At 70.1% G+C, this 22,497-nt stretch carries 19 protein-coding genes and 2 tRNA genes; 7 read left to right on the top strand and 14 right to left on the bottom strand.

Features of this window, described 5'->3' with window-relative positions; all coding sequences use genetic code 11:
- Nucleotides 1-155: 155 nt before the first annotated feature.
- The 3 genes from ndk to EES42_RS09650 all read right to left on the bottom strand — a co-directional run bounded on the left by ndk (nt 156) and on the right by EES42_RS09650 (nt 2,553).
- Nucleotides 156-569 (bottom strand): nucleoside-diphosphate kinase, encoded by a 414-nt coding sequence (gene ndk, locus EES42_RS09660; RefSeq protein ID WP_124717727.1) that lies wholly within the window; start codon nt 567-569, stop codon nt 156-158.
- Between the two features lie 96 nt (nt 570-665).
- Nucleotides 666-1,025, bottom strand: a complete 360-nt coding sequence (locus EES42_RS09655) for a DUF4233 domain-containing protein (protein ID WP_124717726.1) — start codon at nt 1,023-1,025, stop codon at nt 666-668.
- A gap of 4 nt (nt 1,026-1,029) precedes the next feature.
- The gene (locus EES42_RS09650; protein ID WP_124717725.1) at nt 1,030-2,553 is read right to left on the bottom strand and encodes a bifunctional tetrahydrofolate synthase/dihydrofolate synthase; all 1,524 of its coding nucleotides are present in this window, start codon (nt 2,551-2,553) and stop codon (nt 1,030-1,032) included.
- A 115-nt stretch (nt 2,554-2,668) separates the two neighbouring features.
- Here EES42_RS09650 and EES42_RS09645 point away from each other — a divergent pair, with 115 nt between their 5' ends.
- Nucleotides 2,669-3,151 (top strand): response regulator, encoded by a 483-nt coding sequence (locus tag EES42_RS09645; RefSeq protein ID WP_124717724.1) that lies wholly within the window; start codon nt 2,669-2,671, stop codon nt 3,149-3,151.
- A 38-nt stretch (nt 3,152-3,189) separates the two neighbouring features.
- The gene (locus EES42_RS09640) at nt 3,190-3,642 is read left to right on the top strand and encodes a hypothetical protein (protein WP_241196339.1); all 453 of its coding nucleotides are present in this window, start codon (nt 3,190-3,192) and stop codon (nt 3,640-3,642) included.
- Between the two features lie 70 nt (nt 3,643-3,712).
- Here the strand turns inward: EES42_RS09640 and EES42_RS09635 are convergent, their stop codons facing one another.
- Nucleotides 3,713-6,334, bottom strand: a complete 2,622-nt coding sequence (locus EES42_RS09635; RefSeq protein WP_124717723.1) for a valine--tRNA ligase — start codon at nt 6,332-6,334, stop codon at nt 3,713-3,715.
- A gap of 140 nt (nt 6,335-6,474) precedes the next feature.
- On the opposite strand from EES42_RS09635, the gene EES42_RS09630 reads away from it, so the two are divergent.
- Nucleotides 6,475-7,500, top strand: a complete 1,026-nt coding sequence (locus EES42_RS09630; RefSeq protein WP_124717722.1) for a hypothetical protein — start codon at nt 6,475-6,477, stop codon at nt 7,498-7,500.
- 68 nt (nt 7,501-7,568) lie between these two features.
- Here EES42_RS09630 and clpX read toward each other — a convergent pair whose 3' ends face one another.
- The 5 genes from clpX to EES42_RS09605 all read right to left on the bottom strand — a co-directional run bounded on the left by clpX (nt 7,569) and on the right by EES42_RS09605 (nt 12,362).
- Entirely contained in the window at nt 7,569-8,867 is a 1,299-nt protein-coding gene (clpX, locus tag EES42_RS09625) for an ATP-dependent Clp protease ATP-binding subunit ClpX (RefSeq protein ID WP_072483632.1), read from the bottom strand.
- Nucleotides 8,868-9,024: 157 nt separating this feature from the next.
- Nucleotides 9,025-9,708 (bottom strand): ATP-dependent Clp protease proteolytic subunit, encoded by a 684-nt coding sequence (locus tag EES42_RS09620; protein ID WP_124717721.1) that lies wholly within the window; start codon nt 9,706-9,708, stop codon nt 9,025-9,027.
- A 77-nt stretch (nt 9,709-9,785) separates the two neighbouring features.
- Nucleotides 9,786-10,391: an ATP-dependent Clp protease proteolytic subunit gene (locus tag EES42_RS09615; protein ID WP_164495234.1), complete on the bottom strand. Its 606-nt coding sequence runs from the start codon at nt 10,389-10,391 to the stop codon at nt 9,786-9,788.
- 265 nt (nt 10,392-10,656) lie between these two features.
- Entirely contained in the window at nt 10,657-12,063 is a 1,407-nt protein-coding gene (gene tig / locus EES42_RS09610) for a trigger factor (protein WP_124717719.1), read from the bottom strand.
- A 222-nt stretch (nt 12,064-12,285) separates the two neighbouring features.
- Nucleotides 12,286-12,362, bottom strand: a tRNA-Pro gene (locus EES42_RS09605).
- Between the two features lie 165 nt (nt 12,363-12,527).
- On the opposite strand from EES42_RS09605, the gene EES42_RS09600 reads away from it, so the two are divergent.
- Nucleotides 12,528-12,601 (top strand) — tRNA-Gly (locus tag EES42_RS09600).
- A gap of 117 nt (nt 12,602-12,718) precedes the next feature.
- Here EES42_RS09600 and EES42_RS09595 read toward each other — a convergent pair.
- On the bottom strand, nt 12,719-12,913 hold the full coding sequence (locus EES42_RS09595) for a hypothetical protein (protein ID WP_124717718.1): 195 nt from the start codon (nt 12,911-12,913) through the stop codon (nt 12,719-12,721).
- 502 nt (nt 12,914-13,415) lie between these two features.
- Between EES42_RS09595 and EES42_RS09590 the strand changes: the two genes are divergently transcribed.
- Nucleotides 13,416-14,570 (top strand): acyltransferase family protein, encoded by a 1,155-nt coding sequence (locus EES42_RS09590; RefSeq protein ID WP_124717717.1) that lies wholly within the window; start codon nt 13,416-13,418, stop codon nt 14,568-14,570.
- Nucleotides 14,571-14,588: 18 nt separating this feature from the next.
- Here the strand turns inward: EES42_RS09590 and EES42_RS09585 are convergent, their stop codons facing one another.
- The 3 genes from EES42_RS09585 to EES42_RS09575 are packed head-to-tail and all read right to left on the bottom strand — an operon-like array spanning nt 14,589 to nt 18,430.
- Nucleotides 14,589-15,095 (bottom strand): HD domain-containing protein, encoded by a 507-nt coding sequence (locus EES42_RS09585; protein ID WP_124717716.1) that lies wholly within the window; start codon nt 15,093-15,095, stop codon nt 14,589-14,591.
- 9 nt (nt 15,096-15,104) lie between these two features.
- Nucleotides 15,105-17,585: an ABC transporter permease gene (locus EES42_RS09580; protein ID WP_124717715.1), complete on the bottom strand. Its 2,481-nt coding sequence runs from the start codon at nt 17,583-17,585 to the stop codon at nt 15,105-15,107.
- A complete protein-coding gene (locus EES42_RS09575; protein WP_124717714.1) occupies nt 17,585-18,430 on the bottom strand; it encodes an ABC transporter ATP-binding protein in 846 nt (281 codons plus the stop codon). Before EES42_RS09575 ends, EES42_RS09580 begins: the two co-directional genes overlap by 1 nt.
- A 295-nt stretch (nt 18,431-18,725) precedes the next feature.
- On the opposite strand from EES42_RS09575, the gene EES42_RS09570 reads away from it, so the two are divergent.
- Nucleotides 18,726-19,916: a cation:proton antiporter gene (locus EES42_RS09570; protein ID WP_124717713.1), complete on the top strand. Its 1,191-nt coding sequence runs from the start codon at nt 18,726-18,728 to the stop codon at nt 19,914-19,916.
- An 84-nt stretch (nt 19,917-20,000) separates the two neighbouring features.
- Here the strand turns inward: EES42_RS09570 and EES42_RS09565 are convergent, their stop codons facing one another.
- The gene (locus EES42_RS09565; RefSeq protein WP_124717712.1) at nt 20,001-21,146 is read right to left on the bottom strand and encodes a PP2C family protein-serine/threonine phosphatase; all 1,146 of its coding nucleotides are present in this window, start codon (nt 21,144-21,146) and stop codon (nt 20,001-20,003) included.
- 105 nt (nt 21,147-21,251) lie between these two features.
- Here EES42_RS09565 and EES42_RS09560 point away from each other — a divergent pair, with 105 nt between their 5' ends.
- Complete coding sequence (locus EES42_RS09560) at nt 21,252-22,484, top strand: GNAT family N-acetyltransferase (protein ID WP_124717711.1); 1,233 nt, start codon at nt 21,252-21,254, stop codon at nt 22,482-22,484.
- The last annotated feature ends 13 nt before the right edge of the window (nt 22,485-22,497 follow it).

Below are 22,497 nucleotides of genomic sequence, written 5' to 3'. Positions count from 1 at the left end.
GGTCCTTCGCCATTGTGGGCGGAACGGGTGGCCGTTCCACTCATGGTGACGTTACGTCGGAGGGATGCGTTCCCGCGATCTGGGACCCTATACCGAAGGGCGACCGAATTAATTCGGTCGCCCCAGGTCATGAGCGCTGTTCGGCTGATCGCGGATCAGACGAGTCCGGGGAAGAAGAGCTTCAGTTCCCGCTCCGCGGACTCCTCGGAGTCCGAGGCGTGGATGAGGTTCTCCCGGGTGATGGTGCCGAAGTCGCCCCGGATGGATCCGGGCGCGGCGGCGATCGGGTCGGTGGGGCCGGCCAGCGTACGGATGCCCTCGATGACCCGCTCGCCCTCGGCGACCAGCGCCACGATCGGGCCGGACTGCATGAACTCGACGAGCGGCTCGTAGAACGGGCGGCCGACGTGCTCGGCGTAGTGCTGCTCCAGCGTGGCGCGGTCGAGGGTACGCAGCTCCAGTGCGGTGATCCGCCAGCCGGCCTTGCGCTCGATCCGCCCGACGATCTCGCCGACCAGTCCGCGCCGGACCGCGTCGGGCTTGAGGAGAACGAGGGTGCGCTGGGTCATGGTGTGCGGCTCCTTGCAGGCATGCGGGTGCGGTGAACCGAGGCTACAGGGGTACGGGGGCGGCCCGGCGGCCGGGTTTGGCCACCGGGCACCGGGTCAGCCGCCGGCCGGCGCCCCGGCGGCTTCCTGCGCGGCCGCCCAGCGGGCCTTCGCCTCGTCGATCTTGCGGCCGTAGTGCACCGAGGCCCACCACAGACCGGCGAAGACCACGCCGAGGATGAACATCATCGGGACGACGAAGCCGCTCAGCACCAGGGCGATCTGCAGCGCCCAGCCGAGCTGCACCCCGCCGGGACGGGTGACCATCCCGCAGAGCAGCACGGACAGCAGCATGCCGATGCCGCAGACCGTCCAGACCGTGGCACCGGTCAGGTCGTCGGACTTCATCGCGACGAGTCCGGCGAAGCCGATCACGAAGAACTCACCGATCAGAGTGGATGCACAGAGCGTACGCATGCGGTCAGCGCCTTCCCAGAAGCAGCCGGGCCTCGCCGACCGTGATCACGGAACCGGTCACCAGCACCCCGGCGCCCGCGTACTCGTCCTCCTCCTCGGCGAGGGTGATCGCCGCCTCCAGGGCGTCGTCCAGGCGCGGCTCCACCTGGACCCGGTCCTCGCCGAAGACCTCGACCGCGACGGCGGCCAGCGCGTCGGCGTCCATCGCGCGGGCGGTGGAGTTCTGCGTGACGACGACCTCGGCGAAGATCGGCTCGAAGGCTTCGAGGAGCCCCTTGACGTCCTTGTCGCCGCTGGCGCCGACCACACCGATCAGCCGGGAGAAGCCGAACGCCTCGGAGAGGCCGTCGGCGGTGGCGCGGGCGCCCGCCGGGTTGTGCGCCGCGTCGAGGACGACGGTGGGGCTGGAGCGGACGACTTCGAGGCGGCCCGGGGAGATCACCGAGGCGAACGCCCGGCGGACCGTTTCGACGTCGAGCGAACCGGGCTGCTCGGCACCGATCCCGAAGAACGCCTCCACCGCGGAGAGCGCCACCGCCGCGTTGTGCGCCTGGTGGGCGCCGTACAGCGGAAGGAAGATCTCCTCGTACTCGCCGCCCAGGCCGCGCAGCGTCAGCAGCTGGCCGCCGACCGCGATCTCGCGGGAGACGACGCCGAACTCCATGCCCTCGCGGGCGACCGTGGCGTCGACCTCGACGGCCTTCTTCAGCATGACCTGCGCGGCGTCCACCGGCTGCTGGGCCAGGATGACCGTGGCGCCCTGCTTGATGATCCCGGACTTCTCACCGGCGATCTCGGCGGGCGTGCTGCCGAGCCGGTCGGTGTGGTCCAGCGAGATGGGGGTGACGACGGCGACCGAGGAGTCGATGACGTTGGTCGCGTCCCAGCTGCCGCCCATGCCGACCTCGACGACCGCGACGTCGACCGGCGCGTCGGCGAAGGCCGCGTAGGCCATGCCCGTCAGCACCTCGAAGAAGGAGAGCCGGTAGGGCTGCTGGGCGTCGACCATCTCGACGTACGGCTTGATGTCCTGGTACGCCTCGATGAACCGCTCGGGGTCGATCGGGGAGCCGTCCAGGCTGATCCGCTCGGTGATCGACTGGACGTGCGGCGAGGTGTAGCGGCCGGTGCGCAGGTCGAAGGCGCCGAGCAGCGCCTCGATCATGCGGGCCGTGCTCGTCTTGCCGTTGGTCCCGGTGATGTGGATCGAGGGGTACGCGCGCTGCGGCTCGCCGAGCACGTCCATCAGCGCGGCGATGCGCGCGACGGAGGGCTCCAGCTTGGTCTCGCCCCAGCGTCCGGCGAGCTCCTGCTCCACGGCGCGCAGCGCCTTGTCCACCTCGGGGTCGGCGGGGCGGGCCGGGACCTCGTCGCCCTGCGGGGGGCCCGAGCGGGTGCGCAGCGTGCGGCTCCCGGCCTCGATCACCGCCAGGTCGGGGTCGCGCTGGGTCTCTTCGTCGACGATCTCCGCGAAGGTCTCGTCGGGATCGGAGTCGTCATGCCGGTCGGAAGGGCGGGGCTCACTCACGGGGCCAGTCTACGGATGGGCACGGACATCGCACGCAGCGCCCGGTGGCGGGCCCTGTTCACCCACGCGGGGAGCGCCGTCGGCATGACGCGCCGGGCGGGCGCATGGTGGAGATGTGCGCCCCCGACCACTGATCCTGATCGCCGCACCCGACGGCCTGCATCCGGCGCTCGCCCGGGTGAGTGCCGACCCGCAGTACGAGACGCTGGTCGTCCACACCGGTGAGGGCGCGCTGCGCGCCCTGTACAAATACCGCCCGGACGGGCTGATCCTCAGCCTCCGGCTGCCCGGCCTCGATCCGTGGGAGGTACTGAGCCGGGTGCGGGACATGAGCGATCTGCCGATCGCGGTGGTGGACCTGACATACCGGGTGGCGGACGCGGCCCGCGCCCTGGAGGCCGGGGCCGACGACTATCTGACGCCCGGACTCTCGGAGCAGCTGCACGGGCCGATGCTGCGGGCCCGGCTGCGGCGCACCGCCGACACCCCGCCCGATACCGCGTCCGTCGTCGAGGACGGTCTGCTCACCCTGGACGGACGCATGTCGCCGACACCTGGGTCTCCCAGGAGGCACTGCCCAGCGCCCGCCGGCTGCTGACCCAGCGCACCCGCTGGGCGCAGGGCAACCTGCAGTGCGTGCGTTACGCGCCCCGGATCGTCTCGTCCCGTCACATCCCGGGCCGCGGGGTGCTGGAGACCCTGTACACCTTCGTCCAGCCGTTGGCCCATCTGGTGACCCTGGCGCTGACCGTGCTCGTGTTCGGCGCGCTCGCCGTGGGCCTGGTGCGGGGGCAGGGCGCGGACGAGGTGGTGGCCCTGCTGGACCACTGGCCGCTGATCCTGGTGCTGGCGGCGGTGTCGGTCACCCCGTTCGTCCTGTGGGGCCCGGTCTACCGCCGCGACCACGCCCCGGACGCCTCGTTCGCCCGGTCGCTGGTGTGGGGCCTGGCGCTGTGGCTGTACGCGTACCACCTGTTCGTCGTCTCGGCGCGGGCCTTCGTGCGGATGCTGCGCGGCCGCAACGGCTGGGCGAAGACGCGGCGCAACGCCGAGCCGGTGACCGCGGGCCCGGTGGCGCTGGAGTCCTGATCCGCGCGGAACGGGCGAAGCCCCCGTGCCCCTGGTCGGTCAGGGGTACGGGGGCTTCGTGCTCAGGTCATCAGCTCTGCGGCAGGTTCGCCAGCTGACCGGCGATCCGCTCGATGTCGGCCTCGGCCTTGGCGAGCCGACCGCGGATCTTGTCGACCACGTTGTCCGGGGCCTTGCCGAGGAACGCCTCGTTGGAGAGCTTGCCGAGGGCCTGGGCCTTCTCCTTCTCGGCGGCGCCCAGGTCCTTCGTCAGGCGCTTGCGCTCCGCCTCGACGTCGATGGTGCCGGAGAGGTCGAGCGCGACCGTGGCCCCCGCGACGGGCAGCGAGGCGGTGGCGTGGAAGCCCTCCTCGGCGGGCTGGAGACGCAGCAGCTGGCGGATGGCCGCCTCGTGCGGGGCGAGCGGCGTGCCGGTCAGGGTGAGCTGGGCCGGGACCTTCTGGCCGGGCTGCAGACCCTGGTCGGAGCGGAACCGGCGGACCTCGGTGACGACCTGCTGGACGAGCGCGATCTCCTGCTCGGCCGCGTCGTCGCGGAAGCCCGAGTCGGTGGGCCAGTCGGCGATGACGACGGACTCCCGGCCGGTGAGCGCGGTCCAGAGCGTCTCGGTGACGAACGGGACGACCGGGTGGAGCAGTCGCAGCATCACGTCGAGGACCTCGCCGAGGACCCGGCCCGAGACCTCGGCCGGGCGGCCGCCCGCGAAGAACGTGGTCTTGGACAGCTCGACGTACCAGTCGAAGACCTCGTCCCAGGCGAAGTGCCGCAGCGCCTCGCTGAGCTTGGAGAACTGGAAGTCGTCGTAGTACGCGTCGACTTCGGCGACGGTCCTGTTGAGGCGGGACAGGATCCAGCGGTCGGTCACCGACATCTCGTCGGCGGCCGGCAGCTCGCCCTCGATCGTCGCGCCGTTCATCAGGGCGAAGCGGGTGGCGTTCCAGATCTTGTTGGAGAACTTCGCGGAGCCCTGGACCCACTCCTCGCCGATCGGGACGTCGACGCCGGGGTTGGCACCGCGCGCCAGCGTGAAGCGGAGCGCGTCGGAGCCGTACTTGTCCATCCAGTCCAGCGGGTTGACGACATTGCCGAAGGACTTCGACATCTTCTTGCCGTGCTCGTCGCGGACCATGCCGTGCAGGACGATGGTCTCGAACGGCGGGACGCCGTCGTTGACGTACAGGCCGAACATCATCATCCGGGCGACCCAGAAGAAGAGGATGTCGTAGCCGGTGACCAGGACGGAGTTCGGGTAGAACTTCGCGAGGCTGTCGGTCTGTTCGGGCCAGCCGAGCGTGGAGAACGGCCACAGGCCCGAGGAGAACCAGGTGTCCAGGACGTCGCTGTCCTGCGTCCAGCCCTCGCCGGTGGGGGGCTCGTCGTCGGGGCCGACGCAGACCATCTCTCCGTCGGGTCCGTGCCAGACGGGGATGCGGTGCCCCCACCACAGCTGGCGCGAGATGCACCAGTCGTGGAGGTTGTCGACCCAGTCGAAGTACCGCTTCTCCATCTCCTGCGGGTGGATCTTGACCTTGCCGTCGCGGACGGCGTCACCGGCCGCCTTGGCGAGCGGGGCGACCTTGACCCACCACTGCATGGACAGCCGGGGCTCGACGGTGGTCTTGCAGCGCGAGCAGTGGCCGACGGAGTGGGCGTACGGCCGCTTCTCGGCGACGATCCGGCCCTCGGCGCGCAGCGCGGCGACGATCGCGGAGCGGGCCTCCAGCCGGTCCAGGCCCTCGAACGGACCGGGGACGGTGATGACCGCGCGCTCGTCCATGACCGTGAGGAACGGCAGGTCGTGGCGCGCGCCGATCTCGAAGTCGTTCGGGTCGTGCGCGGGAGTGACCTTCACGGCGCCGGTGCCGAACTCCGGGTCGACGTGGTGGTCGGCGACGACGGGGATCGTGCGATCGGTCAGCGGCAGCCTGATCTGCTTGCCGACGAGGTGCTTGTAGCGCTCGTCGTCGGGGTGGACCGCGACGGCGGTGTCACCGAGCATCGTCTCCGCGCGGGTCGTGGCGACGACGATGGTGTCGTCCCCGTCCCCGTACGTCATCGAGACCAGCTCGCCGTCGTCGTCCTGGTACTCGACCTCGATGTCCGAGATCGCGGTCAGACAGCGCGGGCACCAGTTGACGATGCGCTCTTTGCGGTAGATGAGCTCTTCGTCGTACATCCGCTTGAAGATGGTCTGGACGGCGGTGGACAGGCCCTCGTCCATGGTGAAGCGCTCACGGGACCAGGCGACGCCCTCGCCGAGCCGGCGCATCTGGCCGGAGATCTGGCCGCCCGACTCGTTCTTCCACTGCCAGACGCGCTCGACGAAGGCCTCGCGGCCCAGGTCGTGGCGGGACTTGCCCTCCTTGCCGAGCTCGCGCTCGACGACGTTCTGGGTGGCGATGCCGGCGTGGTCCATGCCGGGCTGGTAGAGCGCCTCGAAGCCCTGCATGCGCTTGCGGCGGACGAGGGCGTCGATCAGCGTGTGCTCGAAGGCGTGCCCGAGGTGCAGGCTGCCCGTGACGTTCGGCGGCGGGATGACGATGGAGTACGGCGGCTTCTCGCTGTGCTCGTCGGCTTCGAAGTAACCCCGCTCTACCCAGCGCTCATACAGCTTCCCCTCTACCTCGGCCGGTGCGTACTGGGTCGGCAGTTCGGGGTTGCTGGCTGGCGTCTGCTGAGTGTTCTCGGTCACGGGGGACAGTTTAGGGCCGTCACAGTCATGCACTGAAACCGGTTTGTTGAGTAACGGTGTGACTCCCGGTGCTCCATCCGGGCGGGCCTTCCGCCAGGATGTTCGGAACGCATAAGCATTCCGAACAGGGGACACCGCAGATGAGCTACAACCAGCCGGGCCCGTACGGCGGCCAGCCGCCCCAGGGCCAGCCCGGACCCTACGGTGGCCCGCCCCAGGGCCAGCCGGGACCGTACGGCCAGCAGCCCCAGGGCCAGCCCGGACCGTACGGCCAGCAGCCGGGCCCGTACGGCCAGCAGCCCCCGCAGGGCCAGCCCGGTTACGGCTACCCCCAGCAGGCCCCCCAGGGTGTCCCGCCCCAGCAGCAGCCCCAGCCGGGCTACGGCTACCCCCAGGCCCAGCAGCCCGGCCCCTACGGCCAGCAGCCCCCCACTCCCCCGTACGGCGGCCAGCCGGCCTACGGCACGATGCCGATGCCCCCGGCCGAGCCGAAGAAGAAGACCGGCCTGATCATCGGCGGCGTGATCGTGGCACTGGCGGTCATCGGCGGCGGTGTGTACTTCCTGACCGGCGGTGGCGGCGGTCTCAGCGACGACGGGCCACACACGCTGACGACTCCGGCGACGGTGCTGAGCGAGTACAAGCGCGCCAGCAAGGACGGCGCGAGCCAGCAGCAGGACAACAAGGTCACGAAGGAACTGACGAACAGCGGCATCGAGAACGGCAGGACCGTCACCGGGATCTACTCGACGGCGGATCTCACCAAGCTCGACCCCAACAACCCCAACGACCCGAGCCTCCTGACCGCGAAGGGCATCTCCTTCATCGGCGCGTACGGCAAGATCAGCGATCCGGCCAAGGCGCTGGACGCGTTCTTCGCCACTCTGCAGAAGAGTGCGTCCGAGAACAAGGACAACAAGACCGAGCTCATCGGCAGCCCGGAGGAGGTATCCCCGTCCGGGTTCGAGAACGGCATCATGAAGTGCCAGGCCGCCACGGGCACGGACGTCATGACCAAGAAGCTGAAGACCGACTGGTTCTGCGCCTGGTCGGACTACAGCACCATGGCGATGGTCTCCCCCGGCAATGTCGGGGGGAGCGTGGACAAGGACACCGCCGCCAAGATCACGACGGACCTCCGCAAGGAGATCCGCGTCAAGAAGTAGCTGTCACAACACGGAAGGGGCACCCGCCAGTTCACCTGGCCGGGCGCCCCTTTTCCGTATGCCTACCGCTACGCGGACTTCTCGTGCCGCCCGCCGTCGCCCTTGCCGATCGTCCGCGGCTCGCGCGGGACCAGGGTCGGGTTCACGTTGTTGCGGACGACGTCGGCCGTGATGACGACCCGGGCGACGTCCTTGCGGGACGGCACCTCGTACATCACGGACTGGAGGACCTCCTCCATGATGGCCCGCAGGCCCCGCGCGCCGGTGCCGCGCAGGATCGCCTGGTCGGCGATGGCCTCCAGGGCCGGGCGGTCGAAGTCCAGCTCGACGCCGTCGAGTTCGAAGAGGCGCTGGTACTGCTTCACCAGCGCGTTGCGCGGCTCGACCAGGATCTGCAACAGCGCCTCGCGGTCCAGGTTGTGGACCGAGGTCAGGACGGGCAGCCGGCCGATGAACTCCGGGATCATCCCGAACTTCACCAGGTCCTCCGGCATGACCTCCTGGAACTGGTCGCTCGCCTCGATCTCCCGCTTCGAGCGGATCGTGGCGCCGAAGCCGATGCCCTTGGCACCCGCCCGGGACTCGATGATCCGCTCCAGGCCGGAGAAGGCACCGCCCACGATGAACAGCACGTTCGTCGTGTCGATCTGGATGAACTCCTGGTGCGGGTGCTTCCGGCCGCCCTGCGGCGGTACGGAGGCGGTGGTGCCTTCCAGGATCTTCAGCAGGGCCTGCTGGACGCCCTCGCCGGAGACATCGCGGGTGATCGACGGGTTCTCGCTCTTGCGGGCGACCTTGTCGATCTCGTCGATGTAGATGATCCCGGTCTCGGCCTTCTTGACGTCGTAGTCCGCGGCCTGGATCAGCTTCAGCAGGATGTTCTCGACGTCCTCGCCGACATAGCCGGCCTCCGTCAGCGCCGTCGCGTCGGCGATGGCGAACGGGACGTTGAGCATGCGGGCCAGCGTCTGCGCGAGCAGCGTCTTGCCGGAGCCGGTGGGGCCCAGCAGCAGGATGTTGGACTTGGCCAGTTCGATGGCGTCGTCACGGCCCTGCGCGCCGCCGTTCTCGCCCGCCTGGACCCGCTTGTAGTGGTTGTACACAGCGACCGAGAGGGCCTTCTTCGCGGGCTCCTGCCCGACGACGTACCCCTCGAGGAACTCGTAGATCTCGCGCGGCTTGGGGAGTTCCTCCCACCGCACTTCGGAGGTCTCGGCGAGCTCCTCCTCGATGATCTCGTTACAGAGATCGATGCACTCGTCGCAGATGTACACACCGGGTCCCGCGATGAGCTTCTTCACCTGCTTCTGGCTCTTTCCGCAGAACGAGCACTTGAGCAGGTCGCCGCCATCACCGATGCGTGCCACGAGGTGCTTCCCCTTCGCCTGGGAGCAGCTTGGTTCAGCGGCTCCTGGTGCCTCTATCCGACGGTACCTTGCCTTGCCCCCTGTTCGGGCCCCCCTTGGCACGGTTCACACGGCAGAGACCGGGCGAACATGGTGTGCCAAGGGGTGAAGGCGGACGTCAGGCGGCCGCTCCGGCCGCGCTCTTGCGGGTCGACACGATCTGGTCGACGAGACCGTAGGCGAGGGCGTCCTCGGCGGTCAGGATCTTGTCGCGCTCGATGTCGTCGCGGATCTTGTCGATCGGCGTGGTGGAGTGCTTGGCCAGCATCTCCTCCAGCTGGGTGCGCATCCGCAGGATCTCGTTGGCCGCGATCTCCAGGTCGGAGAGCTGCTCACGGCCGGTCTGCGAGGACGGCTGGTGGATCAGCACACGGGCGTTGGGCAGCGCCATCCGCTTGCCGGGCGTACCCGCGGCGAGCAGCACCGCGGCGGCGGAGGCCGCCTGGCCCATGCAGACCGTCTGGATGTCCGGCTTCACGAACTGCATCGTGTCGTAGATCGCGGTGAGCGCGGTGAACGAGCCGCCGGGGCTGTTGATGTAGATCGAGATGTCCCGGTCCGGGTCCATCGACTCCAGGCACAGCAGCTGCGCCATGACGTCGTTGGCGGAGGCGTCGTCGATCTGCACGCCGAGGAAGATCACGCGCTCCTCGAAGAGCTTCGCGTACGGGTCGTACTCACGCACGCCCTGCGAGGTGCGCTCCACGAAGCGCGGCACGATGTAGCGGTTGTCCACCTGCGGGCCGGTGTAGAGGCCGCTCGCGGAGGCGCCGGGGAAGTTGTTCATGTGGGTGTTCACCATCCTGGTGGCGTTCTGTGGCTGGGTGTCTCGGCGTACGAGAGGTGTGCGGGGCGGTGGGGCCGGATCCGGTGACCGGATCAGGCGCCGGTGCCGCCGCCGCCCGGAACGCCCGATGCGATCGTGATGATCTCGTCGATGAGGCCGTACTCCTTGGCCTCCTCCGCGGTGTACCAGCGGTCGCGGTCGCCGTCGCGGATGATCGTCTCGACGGTCTGGCCGGAGTGACGGGCGGTGATCTCCGCCATCCGCTGCTTGGTGCGCAGCAGGTACTGGGCCTGGATCTTGATGTCCGAGGCCGTGCCGCCGATGCCGGCCGAACCCTGGTGCATGAGGATGTCGGTGTTCGGGAGCGCGAAGCGCTTGCCCGCGGTGCCGCCGGTGAGCAGGAACTGGCCCATCGAGGCCGCCATGCCCATTCCGATGGTGACCACGTCGTTCGGGATGTACTGCATGGTGTCGTAGACCGCCATGCCGGCCGTCACCGAACCGCCGGGGCTGTTGATGTAGAGGTAGATGTCCTTCTCGGGCTCCGCGGCGAGAAGAAGCAGCTGCGCGGTGATCTTGTTGGCGATGTCATCGTCGACCTGCTGACCGAGGAAGATGATGCGCTCGCCGAGCAGCCGGCTGTAGACCTGGTCACCGAGGCCTCCACCGAGGGACGGCTCTCCGGCGGCGTAGGGCATCAGATTCGTCACGTATCCACCTGCTCGTCTCTGACGGCTCCGGCCGTCTCAGCGTCTTCGTACCGGGTGGGCGGGGACTCCCCTGCCCTTCCTATTCATGGACCCTAACGCGCAGGTAGGACAACGCCATCCCGCTTCCGCAACTGTTCGCTGGGAGCGCAAGGTCCGCAGTCCGCACAAGGGTTGTGGGGCACCGTATGCCATACGGCGACGGGCTCCGGACGCACATGCGTCCGGAGCCCGTCGTTCGGGTTCAGCGCGAGGCTCAGGCCTCGTTCTTCTCCTCGGCGGCGTCGGCAGCGGCCTCGGTGGTGCCCTCGGCGGCCTCGACGGCCTCGATGGCCTCCTCCGCCACGTCCTCGTCGTCCTCCAGCTCGACGAGCTCACCGTTGGTGTCGACGACCTTGGCGGCCTCGACGACCACGGCCAGCGCCTTGCCGCGGGCGACCTCGCCGACGAGCATCGGCACCTGGCCGCCCTCGACGACGGCCTGGGCGAACTGGTCGGGGCTCATGCCGGAGGAAGCAGCGCGCCGCATGAGGTGCTCGGTGAGCTCCTCCTGGTTGACGTTCAGCTTCTCCTTGTTGACGATCTCGTCCAGGACGAACTGGGTCTTGATGCCCTTGACCGCCTGCTCGGAGGTCTCGGCGTCGAACTCCTCGGCCGTCTTGCCCTGGATCTCCAGGTACTTGTCGAGGGTCAGGCCCATCTGGCCGAGCTGGTGGTGCTCCAGGTTGTGCTTGCGGGTCTGGACCTCGTCCGCGAGCAGCTTCTCCGGGATCGGGACCTCGGCGAGCTTGAGCAGCTCCTCCAGGACGCGCTCCTGGGCCTGGGTGGCCTGGTCGTACTGCTTGGTGCTCTCCAGGCGCTTGCGGCTGTCCGCCTTGAGCTCGTCGAGGGTGTCGAACTCGCTCGCCATCTGGGCGAACTCGTCGTCCAGCTCGGGGAGCTCACGGGCGGCGACGGTGGCGACCTTGACGGTGACCTCGGCCTCCTTGCCCTCGGCGGAGCCGCCCTTCAGCTCGGAGGTGAAGGTGGCCTCGCCACCCGCCTCCAGGCCGGTGACGGCGGCGTCGATGCCGTCGAGGAGCTCTCCGGAACCGATGGTGTACGAGACACCCTCGGCCACGCCGTCCTCCAGGACCTCGCCGTCGACCTTGGCCTGCAGGTCGATCGTCACGACGTCGCCCTCGGCGGCGGCGCGCTCGACCGGGTTGGTGGAGGCGAAGCGCTCGCGGAGCTGCTCCACGGCCTTCTCGACGTCCTCGTCGCTGACCTCAAGGGCGTCGACGGTGACCTCGATGCCGGAGTAGTCCGGAATCTCGATCTCGGGGCGTACGTCAACCTCGGCGGTGAAGGCCAGCAGTTCGCCGTCCTTCAGCTCGGTGATGTCGACCTCGGGCTGGCCGAGGACGTTCAGCTCACCCTCGTTGACGGCCTCGGTGTAGAACTTCGGGAGGGCGTCGTTGACGGCCTCCTCCAGCACCGCACCGCGGCCGAAGCGCTGGTCGATGACCCGGGCAGGGATCTTGCCTTTGCGGAAGCCCTTCACCGTGACCTGCTGGTTGATCTTCTTGTACGCCGCGTCGAGGCTGTCCTTGAGCTCCTCGAAGGGCACCTCGACAGTGAGCCGAACCCGGGTCGGGTTCAGGGTCTCCACGGCGCTCTTCACGGTTCGGTCTCCTTGTGGCTGACTTCTTGGGGTTCTGCTCCACCGCACTGGAGGCGGCTTCGCGGACCGAGCCCGGTACATCAGACACACGGGCACGCATTTTGCATAGTAACGGCAAGGAGTCGGACTCCCACAATGCGATCTTGCCCGTGGTCTGCGATCTTGCGGGTGGCCCCTGGATCCTGCTCGGTCCTGCTTGCGATGGTCCCTGGATCTTGCCGGTGGTCGGGGTGGCCGGATTCGAACCGACGACCTTCCGCTCCCAAAGCGGACGCGCTACCAAGCTGCGCCACACCCCGTCGGTGCGACACGTAGGGTACATGCAGTCGGGCAGTGCATCGGCCGATTTGCGCGGGCGTCACCGAACACGACACCGGGTGGCCGCGATCGGGTGTGCGGGCAGCGTCCGCGACCCGCTACGATGCTTCACGTGCCGCCGGTCCCCGGACCTGCGGTGCGGCTTTGCGGGCGTAGCTCAATGGTAGAGCCCTAGTCTTCCAAACTAGCTACGCGGGTTCGATTCCCGTCGCCCGCTCCATGCTTGGGCCCGGTCCGGCGAATTCCTCGCCGGACCGGGCCTTTTGCGTTCCGTATGTGCTTCGCCCGTGCGCGGTCCGCCGCCCGCGCCGGAGCGCGGGCGGCGGACCGGCCGGAGTCAGAAGGAGATCTGGTTGATGGTCTCCGCTATCGAGTTCATGAACCTGTTGATCGACGGCGCCATGCCGGTCGATGCCAGGAAGAAGCCGAAGAGCGCCGCGACGATCGCCGGCCCGGGCTTGATCGAGCCGCCCCGGATCAGGACCACCAGGATGATCGCCAACATCAACACCACAGACAGTGAAATGGCCACGACTGCTCACACCCTTGGTCGGTCCGCCTTGCCGGCCCGGAGGTGTGCGGCCGAGCACTCCTCCGTCCCGTCCATCGTGCCACCAACTCCCCTGTGGTCGCTGCCGGGTGACGGATCGAAGTGACGGGATCGCGCCATCCTTGCGCCCCCGCGCACACCCGGGGCGCACAACCGCACGAGGGGTCGCACGGCGCTCCGCCCCTGCCCCGCGGGCCCGCGCGCAGCGTTCCGCATTCCTGTGAGTGAACTGTGGATCGATCATTCGCAATGACTTGCGAATGTGACGGTTTCCATACCCACACACTTCATTCACATGCAATTTCAAGCTTCAAGTGCGATTAAATTCACGCACCTCAACTGCCTGCCGATATGCGCCATTTAAGGTGGATGAATCGGTGCATAGCGGGCGGTTGCCGGTGGTTTCGCTTTCGATTCGGGCAGGAACACTCGATATCTCCGAGCGGTTTTACGAATTGCAATCGGGGCGTCTAGGGTGCATGAGATGTTCCACGCTCCGAACGAATTTCAGAGGGCCCCGCTCCCATCGGCGACCCGGGAGTCGGAGCCCAGACACCGAGGGACGACGACAGCCACCGCGCCACCCCCCGCGCCGGTGGCGAACAAGCCGCCGGGCGCCGCGCCGGCGAAGCGGCGTGATGCCTACTTCGACAACGTCAAATATCTGGCCATCGTGCTCGTCGCGGTGGCGCACTCGTGGGAACCGGTGATGGACGGCAGCCGGACCGCCCGGGCGCTGTACATGGTGGCGTACACCTTCCACATGCCGGCGTTCATCATCGTCTCCGGCTACTTCTCCCGCTCCTTCGACATGTCCGCCGCGAAGGTGAAGCGCCTGGTCACCGGCGTCGCCGTGCCCTATGTGGTGTTCGAGACGGCGTATTCCCTGTTCAAGGGGTACGCGGACGACACGGCCGATCGGTCGATCAGCCTGCTCGACCCCTGGTACCTCACGTGGTTCCTGATCGCGCTGTTCGTCTGGCGGCTCACCACGCCGATCTGGCAGGCGCTGCGCCATCCGCTGCCGGTGGCCCTGGTCATCGCCGTGCTCGCCTCCCTCTGCCCGACGATCGGCGACGACCTCGATCTCCAGCGTGTCCTGCAGTTCCTGCCGTTCTTCGTGCTGGGGCTGCGGCTGAAGCCCGAGCACTTCGAGCTGGTGCGCCGGCGTGAGGTGCGGATGGCCGCGCTGCCGCTGTTCGCCGGGGCCCTGCTGTTCGCGTACTGGGTGGCGCCCCGGATGCAGCTGGGCTGGTTCTACCGCAGCAACAGCGCGCAGGAGATGGGCGCGCCGTGGTGGTCCGGTGCCGTGATGACCCTGGCTATGTTCGGCTGCGCGCTGCTGCTCACCATCGGCTTCCTGGCCTGGGTGCCGCGCCGCCGCATGTGGTTCACGGTGCTCGGCTCCGGCACGATCTGCGGCTATCTGCTGCACGGCTTCCTGATCAAGGGAGCCGGGTACGCCGGGGTGTTCGACGTCTACGACTGGCTCGCGGCCCCCGTCGGCCTGGTCCTCGTCTCGGTGGTCGCGGCGGTCGCGGTGACGCTGATGTGCACGCCGCCGGTGCGGCGGGTGCTGCGCCCGGTGACGGAGCCGGACATGGACTGGGCGTTCCGGCGGGCCTCCGCCCGGCTCTGAGCCGGGCGGAGAAGTGGATCAGTCCTTCGCCGTGTTGGCTTGAACCGATTGCTCGGCGGGCGATTCGCCCGGGGTGAGCCCCAGCATCGTCCGTACCTGCGCATACTTCTCGGTCAGCCGGGTACGGGTCGCCGGTTCCAGCACGGCGAGGCGGGCCGGGTCCGCGTTGTGCGCCAGGTCGGACTCCTTGACCAGCAGGGCGCCCGGGGTATCCAGGATGCGCCGGGTGTACGCACGGAGGTCCTCGCCGTCACGTCTGGTGACGGCGAGGACCATGTCCTTCACCTGCTGCGGCAGCGCCGCCTCCGCGAGCCACCGGGCCGACAGCGCGTCGTCCTCGACCGCGTCGTGCAGCCAGGCCGCGGCGATCTGTTCGTCGCTGCCGCCCCGGATCCGTACTCCCTCGGCGACCGCGGCAAGGTGCTCGGTGTACGGGCGTCCCGCCTTGTCCCGCTGCTCGGCGTGGGCCTCGCGGGCGATCGCCTCGACTTCGGCCAGGGTCAGGTGTGCGTGCGGCTCGGTCATGGGCCGACTCTACGGACGGGCGGCCGATGTGCGCAGGGCCGCCCGGGCCGGGATCAGGGCGGCGGCGAGGCCGAGGCCGACGGTCGCGGCGACGAAGGTCCCGAGCAGGGCCGGCGGGATGTACGGCGACTCGCCCGTCAGGCCCTTCATCATCGGGAAGAGCGTGGCCAGTGCGATGGCGATACCGAGCGCGGCGCCGGCCACGGTGACCAGCAGCGCCTCCCAGCGGATCATGCCCATGACCTGGCGGCGGGTGGAGCCGACCAGGCGCAGCATGGTCAGTTCGCGGCGGCGGTCCAGGACGGTCATCACCAGGGTGTTGACGGCGGCGACGGCGGCGAATCCGCCGAGCACCGCGGCCATGACGGTGTTGGCCCAGGCGTTGAGCTCGCGGTTCTTGTCCTGTGCGGCGGCGTAGCCGGAGCGGTCGGTGACGGTGCCCAGCGCGGTGAGTTTCTGCGCTGCGGCGGGGGTGGCCCGTACCAGGATGTCGGAGGCGTAGGGCGAGGTCAGGTGGGCCTTCAGGTCGGCCGCGGGGAACGTGACGAGGCTGGTGCCGAGGCCGCGTCCGTAGACGGCGACGATCTTCGGGTTCGCCTTGGTGCCGTCCGGGAGGCGCAGGGACAGCCGGTCGCCGGTGCCGACCTTCGTGGAGCCGGCGAGGGTGGTGTCGATGGCGACGGTGCCGGGCCGCAGGCCGGTGAGCGATCCGGTCCTGACGTCGAGGTCCTGGACCTCGGCGAGGTCGCTGCCGGAGCCGGTGATCCCCTGGGCGGAGGTGCTCTGGAGCGTGCGGTCCCCGCCCGATCCGATGGGCACCAGGACGGAGCTGCGGAGCAGCCCGACGGCGGTCGTGACACCGGGTGTGGCGGCGGCCCGTTCGGTCGCGTCGGAGGCGAGTGGGCCCGGGGCGGAGACGATGTGGTCGGCGGTGATGGCGTCACGCTGCTGGTGAGCGATCACCCGCTCCTCACTGGTCTGCATGAAGACGAGCGTGGAGGAGAAGGCCATGGCGAGCACGATCGGGGTGATCGCGGAGGCCAGGCGGCGCGAGTTCGTCCGGGAGTTGGCGGCGGCCAGTGAGCCCGACGCGCCTGCCGCGCGCAGTGGGAGGCCGATGACGGCGGCGCAGATCCGGGCGATCAGCGGGCCGAGCAGGCCCACCGCGAGCATGAAGAACATGACGACGCCGAGTGCGGCGTTCGCCGCGTCGCCGCCGCTCGTGGACGCGGCGACGCCTGCGAAGATTCCGCCGCCGACGAGGGCGGCGATGCCGAGCGGGGTGCGGATCCAGCCGAACGGGGGGCGTTCCACGGCGGACTGCGCGAGGGCCTGCCCCGGCTTGCTCTTCGACGGCTTGCGGGCGGCGAAGTATCCGGCGCACAGCGCTGTGAGCATCGTGGCGGCCGTGGCGATGGCCGGCGGCAGCCAGGAGACGTGCAGATCGACGGGGCCGGGGATGGCTCCCCGGTCCTGGAGCTGCCCGAACCACCAGTGGGCCAGGGCGATTCCGGGCAGGCAGCCGAGTGCTCCGGCAAGCGGGGCGATGAGCAGGGATTCGGTGGCGATGGAGCGGCGCAGTTGGCGCGGGGTGGCGCCGATGGCGCGCAGCAGGGCGAACTCGCGGCTGCGCTGGCCGACGGAGAGGGCGACCGTACCGGCGGCGGTGAAGACGGCGACCATGGTGGCGACGCCGCCGAAGGATCCGCCGAGGCCCACGAGGAGTTCCGTGGCGCCCGCGAGTTCCGCGTCCTCGACGGCGCCCCGGCCGTCACCGGTGTGGACCTCGGCACGGGCGGTGTGGCCGACGGCCTCGCGCACCTGGCCGGCGAGGGTGTCGGTGGCGGTGCCCCGGGTGGCGAGCACGGCGATGGCGTCGACCCGGCCGGGGTGGCCGGAGAGCTCGACGGCCTGGCGGTCGGCGAACCAGGCGGTGGCGTCGGTGGCGGTGGTGCCCGCGACGCGGAACTCCCGTGCGCCCGCGGGGGTGTCGAGGGTGATCCGCTCGCCGACCCGGGCCTCGGTGCCGGTGGGGACGACGACTTCGCCGGTCCCGGGCGCCTCGCCGGTGAGCAGCCGTGTGCCGGTGAGGGCGGCGGAGCCCCAGCCGTGGGCGGTGAGGGGGGTGCCGCCCTGTCGTACGGGGTAGCTCACGTCCCCGATCGCGGCCGCCGCGCCGGAGGCCGAGGCGGCCTTGCCCACCAGGGATTCGGGGAGTCGCGCGGTGTCCGGTACGGGGGTGGCGGCGTCGTACGCGCCGTCGCCGCTGCCCACCGTCATGTGGATCTGCTGGTCGGCGGCGACCACCACGGGGGCCTTGGCGTAGCGGTCGGCGGGGACGGAGGCGCGCAGGCCGGTCTCCAGCAGGATCCCGCAGGCGGAGACGATCGCCGCAGCCAGCAGGAGCGCGACGAAGGTCCCGATGAACGACGAGGGTTTGAAGCGGACGGCCGCGCGGGCGAGGCCGTTCGGGGCGTGCGGGCTGAACATCAGGCTGCTGCTCCTGCGTGGGCGGGGACGGTCCGGGCGGTCAGTGCGGCCATCCGGGCGGCGATCTGCCCGGCACCGGCGCGCGGCAGGCGGTCCGCGATCGCGCCGTCGGCGAGGAAGAGCACCTGGTCGGCGTAGGCGGCGGCGGCCGGGTCGTGGGTGACCATGACGACGGTGGCGCCGAGGCCGTCCACCGCGTTGCGGAGCAGGGCGAGGATCTCGGCGGCGGTGGTGGTGTCGAGGGCGCCGGTCGGCTCGTCGGCGAAGATCACGTCGGGGCGGGTGACCAGGGCGCGGGCGACGGCGACGCGCTGCTGCTGGCCACCGGAGAGCTGGGCGGGGCGGCGGCCGCCCTTGTCGCCGAGGCCGACCCGGGTGAGCATCTCGGTGGCTTCGCGGCGGCTGCGGGCGGAGCCGGTGCGCAGGCCGGCCAGGCGCATCGGCAGGACGACGTTCTGCTCGACCGTGAGGGACGGCAGCAGGTTGAAGGACTGGAAGACGAAGCCGAGGCGGGTGCGGCGCAGTTCGGTGAGCCGGTTCTCGCTCATGCCGGTGATCTCGGTGCCGCCGAGGCGTACGGAGCCCTCGGTGGGGCGGTCGAGTCCGGCCGCGCACTGGAGGAAGGTCGACTTGCCGGAGCCGGAGGGGCCCATCACGGCGGTGAAGGTGGCGCGCGGGAGGGCGAGGTCGATGCCCCGCAGCGCGTGGACGACGGAGCCGCCGCGGCCGTACTGCCTGCGGACACCGCGCAGTTCGACGGCGAGGTCCACGGGCACGGGCCCGTGGTGGAAGTCCGCCGTGTACTGCCCGCCCTGCGCGCGCTGCCTGCTGCGTCGCAGCCCCATGGTGTCCGCCTTTCGTTGCTCGACGGCCGCTTCTTCGACCGTGATTCGAACCTACGGATCCGGGCGGATCGGGAACATGGCGGCTGCTGGCGGATCGGGGGTGGGGAAAACCCCAGGTCCGCCCGGGGGGAGGCGGATCCGCGCAGGTCGGGGCGGGGGTCCTGGGGCCGGCGTCTTGAGGGGGTACACACTTGCAAGGTCAATCATTCGGTAAACTAATTACTGACGCTTTCTTGACACTCTCTTGACCTAACGAAGGGCCGGGCTCATCGGACACGCAGACACGCTCATCGCCATGGGAGGCGCCTTCCTGGCTGCCGCCGTTCTCGCCCGCGTCGGCAGCCGCATCGGACTGCCGACCATCCCCTTGTTCATCCTGGCCGGAATCCTGCTCGGCCCGCACACCCCCGGGATCGTGCTCGTCGCCGACCCGCACGAGCTGGAGATGCTCTCCGCGCTCGGTCTGGTGCTGCTGCTCTTCTACCTCGGTCTCGAATTCCACCTCGACGACCTCAAGACCGGCGGCCGCAAGATGGCGATCGCCGGTGGCACCTATCTCGCCCTGAACGTCGGCGCCGGGCTCGGCTTCGGCTTCGCTCTCGGCTGGGGCACGTCCGAGGCGCTGGTCCTCGCCGGTGTGCTCGGCATCTCGTCCTCCGCCATCGTCACCAAGGTCCTGGTCGACCTGGGCCGGATCGGCAACCCGGAGACCAAGCCGATCCTCGGCATCATCGTGGTCGAGGACGTCTTCCTCGCCCTCTACCTGGCCGCCCTCCAGCCCATCCTGTCGGGCGCCGACAGCCTCTCGGCCGCGGCGGTCGACGGCGGCAAGGCCTTCGGCTTCCTGCTGCTGCTCGCGCTGGCCGCCCGGTTCGGCACCAGGGTCATCGGCAAGCTGATCAACACCCGGGACGACGAACTCCTGGTCATCTCCTTCCTCGGCGCCGCGGTCCTGGTGGCCGGCGTATCGGAGTGGTTCGGGGTCGCGGACGCGATCGGCGCCTTCATGGTCGGCCTGATGCTCGGCAGCACGACCTCCGGGCCACGCATCCTCAAGCTGGTCCACCCGCTGCGGGACGCCTTCGGCGCGATCTTCTTCTTCGCCTTCGGGCTCTCCATCGACCCGGGCGATCTGCCGACCGTGCTGTGGCCGGTGCTGGCCGCCGTCGCGGTGACCCTGGTGATGAACGTATGCGCCGGAATCGCCGCCGCGAAGGTCTACTCGTTCGGTCCGCAGGCCACCGCGAACATCTCCACCACGCTGGTGGCGCGCGGCGAGTTCGCCCTGATCCTCGCCACGATGGCGGCGGCCGCCGGGCTGGACGAGCGGCTCTCCCCGTTCATCGCGGGCTACGTACTGCTCCTCGCGGTGCTCGCACCGCTGGCGGCCGGGCGCTCGCACTGGCTGGCCCGCGTCCTGCCGGGCGGGCGGGGCCGGGGTGAGGACAGTGACAGCGAACCCGGGAAGCTCTCGGTCCCTGCCTGAGCCGGCACCCGTGGCGTTCCGGGTACGGGGGGGGCGGGCTTCGGCCCGGTCGGCCCGTGCCCGGAGGCGCCGGTGTCCCGCGGTTCAGGATCTGCGCGAGAGCAGCAGCAGCGCCCGGTCGTCGTTGACGTCCTTGGCGCACGCCTCGATCAGATGCCAGGCCGCGCCCTCGAAGCCGGTGGCGACATAGCGGTCGGCCTCGCCGGTCAGCCGGTCGATGCCCTCCGCGATGTCCCGGTCGGACGCCTCGACCAGGCCGTCCGTGAACAGCATCAGCACGTCGCCGGGGGCCAGCGAGCCCTTCACGGCGTCGAACTCAGCCCCGTCGTACACCCCCAGCAACGGCCCCTCGGCCGCCTTCTCCTCCCACTGGCCGCTGCCCGAGTGGAGCTGGAGGGCCGGCGGGTGCCCGGCCGACAGGAGTTCGTAGTCGCCCGAATCGAGGTCCAGGACCAGATGGATCGAGGTGGCGAATCCCTCGTCCCAGTCCTGGCGCAGCAGATAGCCGTTGGCCGCCGGCAGGAAGCCGTGCGGGGGCAGCGAGCCGAGCAGCCCGCCGAAGGCGCCGGACAGCAGGAGGGCGCGGGAGCCCGCGTCCATGCCCTTGCCGGAGACATCGGTGAGTACGGCCTCCAGGGTGCGTCCGCCGTTGGTGCGGGCGGCGACGACGAAGTCCCCGGAGAAGGACTGCCCGCCCGCCGGGCGCAGCGCCATCTCGCGGTGCCAGCCCTGCGGCAGCCGGGGCAGGGCGCTCTGTACCCGGATGCGTTCGCGCAGGTCGAAGAGCATGGTGCCGCCGCGCCGCCACGGCACCCCGACCCTGGCCCGGAACTGGGCGAGGATCAGCCCGAAGAAGCCGCAGGCCGCGACCACCAGGACGATGCCGGGGGTCACCCGGGCCGGGCCGTCGCCGTACGGGCCCAGCGCGACCGACTCCACGATCAGGGCGGTGGCGGCGGTCGCGTACAGGCCCAGCAGGCTGGCCGGGCGCAGCAGCAGGCCGCCCGCGACGATCGGCAGGACGAGCGCGGCCGGGGAACACCACACCGCGTCGAAGAGGGTGGCGCAGGTGATGGCCGGGATGGTGAGCAGCAGACCGGCCAGCGCGATCCAGTCCGATCCGTCGCCGCGGAAGTAGTCGACACCGGATTTGCGCAGCGCGACGCGTGCCCGGTGCGCCGATTTCCGCAATCGGGCCGGGTACGTGTCTGCTCCTGCGCGACGGGCCATTGCGGGGACCTTATCCACCCGGCGGCCCGAGGTGCAGGGGGACCCCATGACAATGCGTTCGAAATCGGGTCGCCCGCAGTGCCTCGCCCCTGGTAGGCATGGCCCATGACTACTGAGCTTCGCGTACTGCGTCCGTCCGAATGGAACCGATGGTTCGAGTGTCTTGAGCTGGCGTTCGGCGGGGACCCGGAGACTCCCGAGGAGCGCGAGCTGTTCGAGCAGTTGACCGAGCACGAGCGGTCGCTCGGCATCTGGGACGGTGACGACGTGGTCGGCACGGCGGGGGCGTTCAGCTTCCGGGTCGCGGTGCCGGGCGGGGCGCTGGTGCCCGCCGCCGCGATCACGATGGTGAGCGTCGCCTCCACGCACCGCAGGCGTGGGCTGCTGACCTCGATGATGCGACGGCAGCTGGACGACATCCGTGCGCTGGGCGAGCCGTTCGCCGTACTGACGGCCTCGGAACCGGCGATCTACGGCCGGTTCGGCTACGGCGCCGCCTCGCGGCAGATGTCCATGACGATCGAGAAGGACCGGATCCGGCTGGACGTGCCGCCGGGCACGGACGAGGTGCGGCTGCGCCACGCGAAGCCGGACGAGGCGATGGCCGCGTGCGAGAGCGTGTACGAGCGGCTGGTCTCCGGCCGTCCCGGTGTCCCGGTCCACGCGCCCGGCTGGGAGCGCAAGCCCATGGTCGACCCGGTCGCCAACCGTCAGGGCTCCTCACCACAGCAGTGCGTGCTGGCGGAGCGGGACGGGGAGATCGTCGGCAATGTGACGTACCACATCAAGCCGGAGTGGGAGCCGTCCGGCCCCAAGGGCACCGTCGTGGTCAACGACCTGGCCGCCCTGGACCCGGCGGCGTACGCGGCGCTGTGGCGGTTCGTCTTCGAGATCGACCTGATGACGACGGTCGTGGCCCGCAACCGGCCGGTCGACGACGCGGTGCTGCACCTGGTGTCGGACGTGCGGCGGTGCAACATCCGGGTCCGCGATTCGCTCCATGTGCGCCTGGTGGAGCTGGGTGCGGCGCTGGAGGCCCGGACGTACCGGGGCCCGCTGGACGTGGTGTTCGAGGTGGAGGACGCGTTCTGCCCCTGGAACGAGGGGCGTTGGCGGCTCACGGCCGACGAGAAGGGCGTCGCGTCCTGTCGCCGGACCGATGACCCGGCCGATCTGGAGCTCTCGGTAAGGGAGTTGGGCTCGGCATATCTGGGCGGCGAGTCGCTGAGCTCGCTGGGTCTGGCCGGGCGGGTGCGGGAGTTGCGGGAGGGCGCGCTGGCGGAGGCGTCGTCGGCGTTCCTGTCCGACGTGGCGCCGTGGCTGCCGCGCGGGTTCTAGTACCGGGAGGGGC

The organism is Streptomyces sp. ADI95-17 (assembly GCF_003846175.1).
Classification (GTDB): Bacteria; Actinomycetota; Actinomycetes; order Streptomycetales; family Streptomycetaceae; genus Streptomyces; species Streptomyces sanglieri.
Note: the sequence above shows the minus strand (reverse complement) of the source record. Positions and strands in the feature narration are given on the sequence as shown.

Bases quoted from the DNA above. Each gene is read 5' to 3' on its own strand.
- ndk (WP_124717727.1), bottom strand. From the start codon at position 569: ATGACCCAGCGCACCCTCGTTCTCCTCAAGCCCGACGCGGTCCGGCGC.
- EES42_RS09655 (WP_124717726.1), bottom strand. From the start codon at position 1,025: ATGCGTACGCTCTGTGCATCCACTCTGATCGGTGAGTTCTTCGTGATC.
- EES42_RS09630 (WP_124717722.1), top strand. From the start codon at position 6,475: ATGAGCTACAACCAGCCGGGCCCGTACGGCGGCCAGCCGCCCCAGGGC.
- EES42_RS09620 (WP_124717721.1), bottom strand. From the start codon at position 9,708: ATGGTGAACACCCACATGAACAACTTCCCCGGCGCCTCCGCGAGCGGC.
- EES42_RS09615 (WP_164495234.1), bottom strand. From the start codon at position 10,391: ATGCCCTACGCCGCCGGAGAGCCGTCCCTCGGTGGAGGCCTCGGTGAC.
- EES42_RS09590 (WP_124717717.1), top strand. From the start codon at position 13,416: ATGTTCCACGCTCCGAACGAATTTCAGAGGGCCCCGCTCCCATCGGCG.
- EES42_RS09585 (WP_124717716.1), bottom strand. From the start codon at position 15,095: ATGACCGAGCCGCACGCACACCTGACCCTGGCCGAAGTCGAGGCGATC.
- EES42_RS09580 (WP_124717715.1), bottom strand. From the start codon at position 17,585: ATGTTCAGCCCGCACGCCCCGAACGGCCTCGCCCGCGCGGCCGTCCGC.
- EES42_RS09575 (WP_124717714.1), bottom strand. From the start codon at position 18,430: ATGGGGCTGCGACGCAGCAGGCAGCGCGCGCAGGGCGGGCAGTACACG.
- EES42_RS09570 (WP_124717713.1), top strand. From the start codon at position 18,726: ATGGGAGGCGCCTTCCTGGCTGCCGCCGTTCTCGCCCGCGTCGGCAGC.
- EES42_RS09565 (WP_124717712.1), bottom strand. From the start codon at position 21,146: ATGGCCCGTCGCGCAGGAGCAGACACGTACCCGGCCCGATTGCGGAAA.
- EES42_RS09560 (WP_124717711.1), top strand. From the start codon at position 21,252: ATGACTACTGAGCTTCGCGTACTGCGTCCGTCCGAATGGAACCGATGG.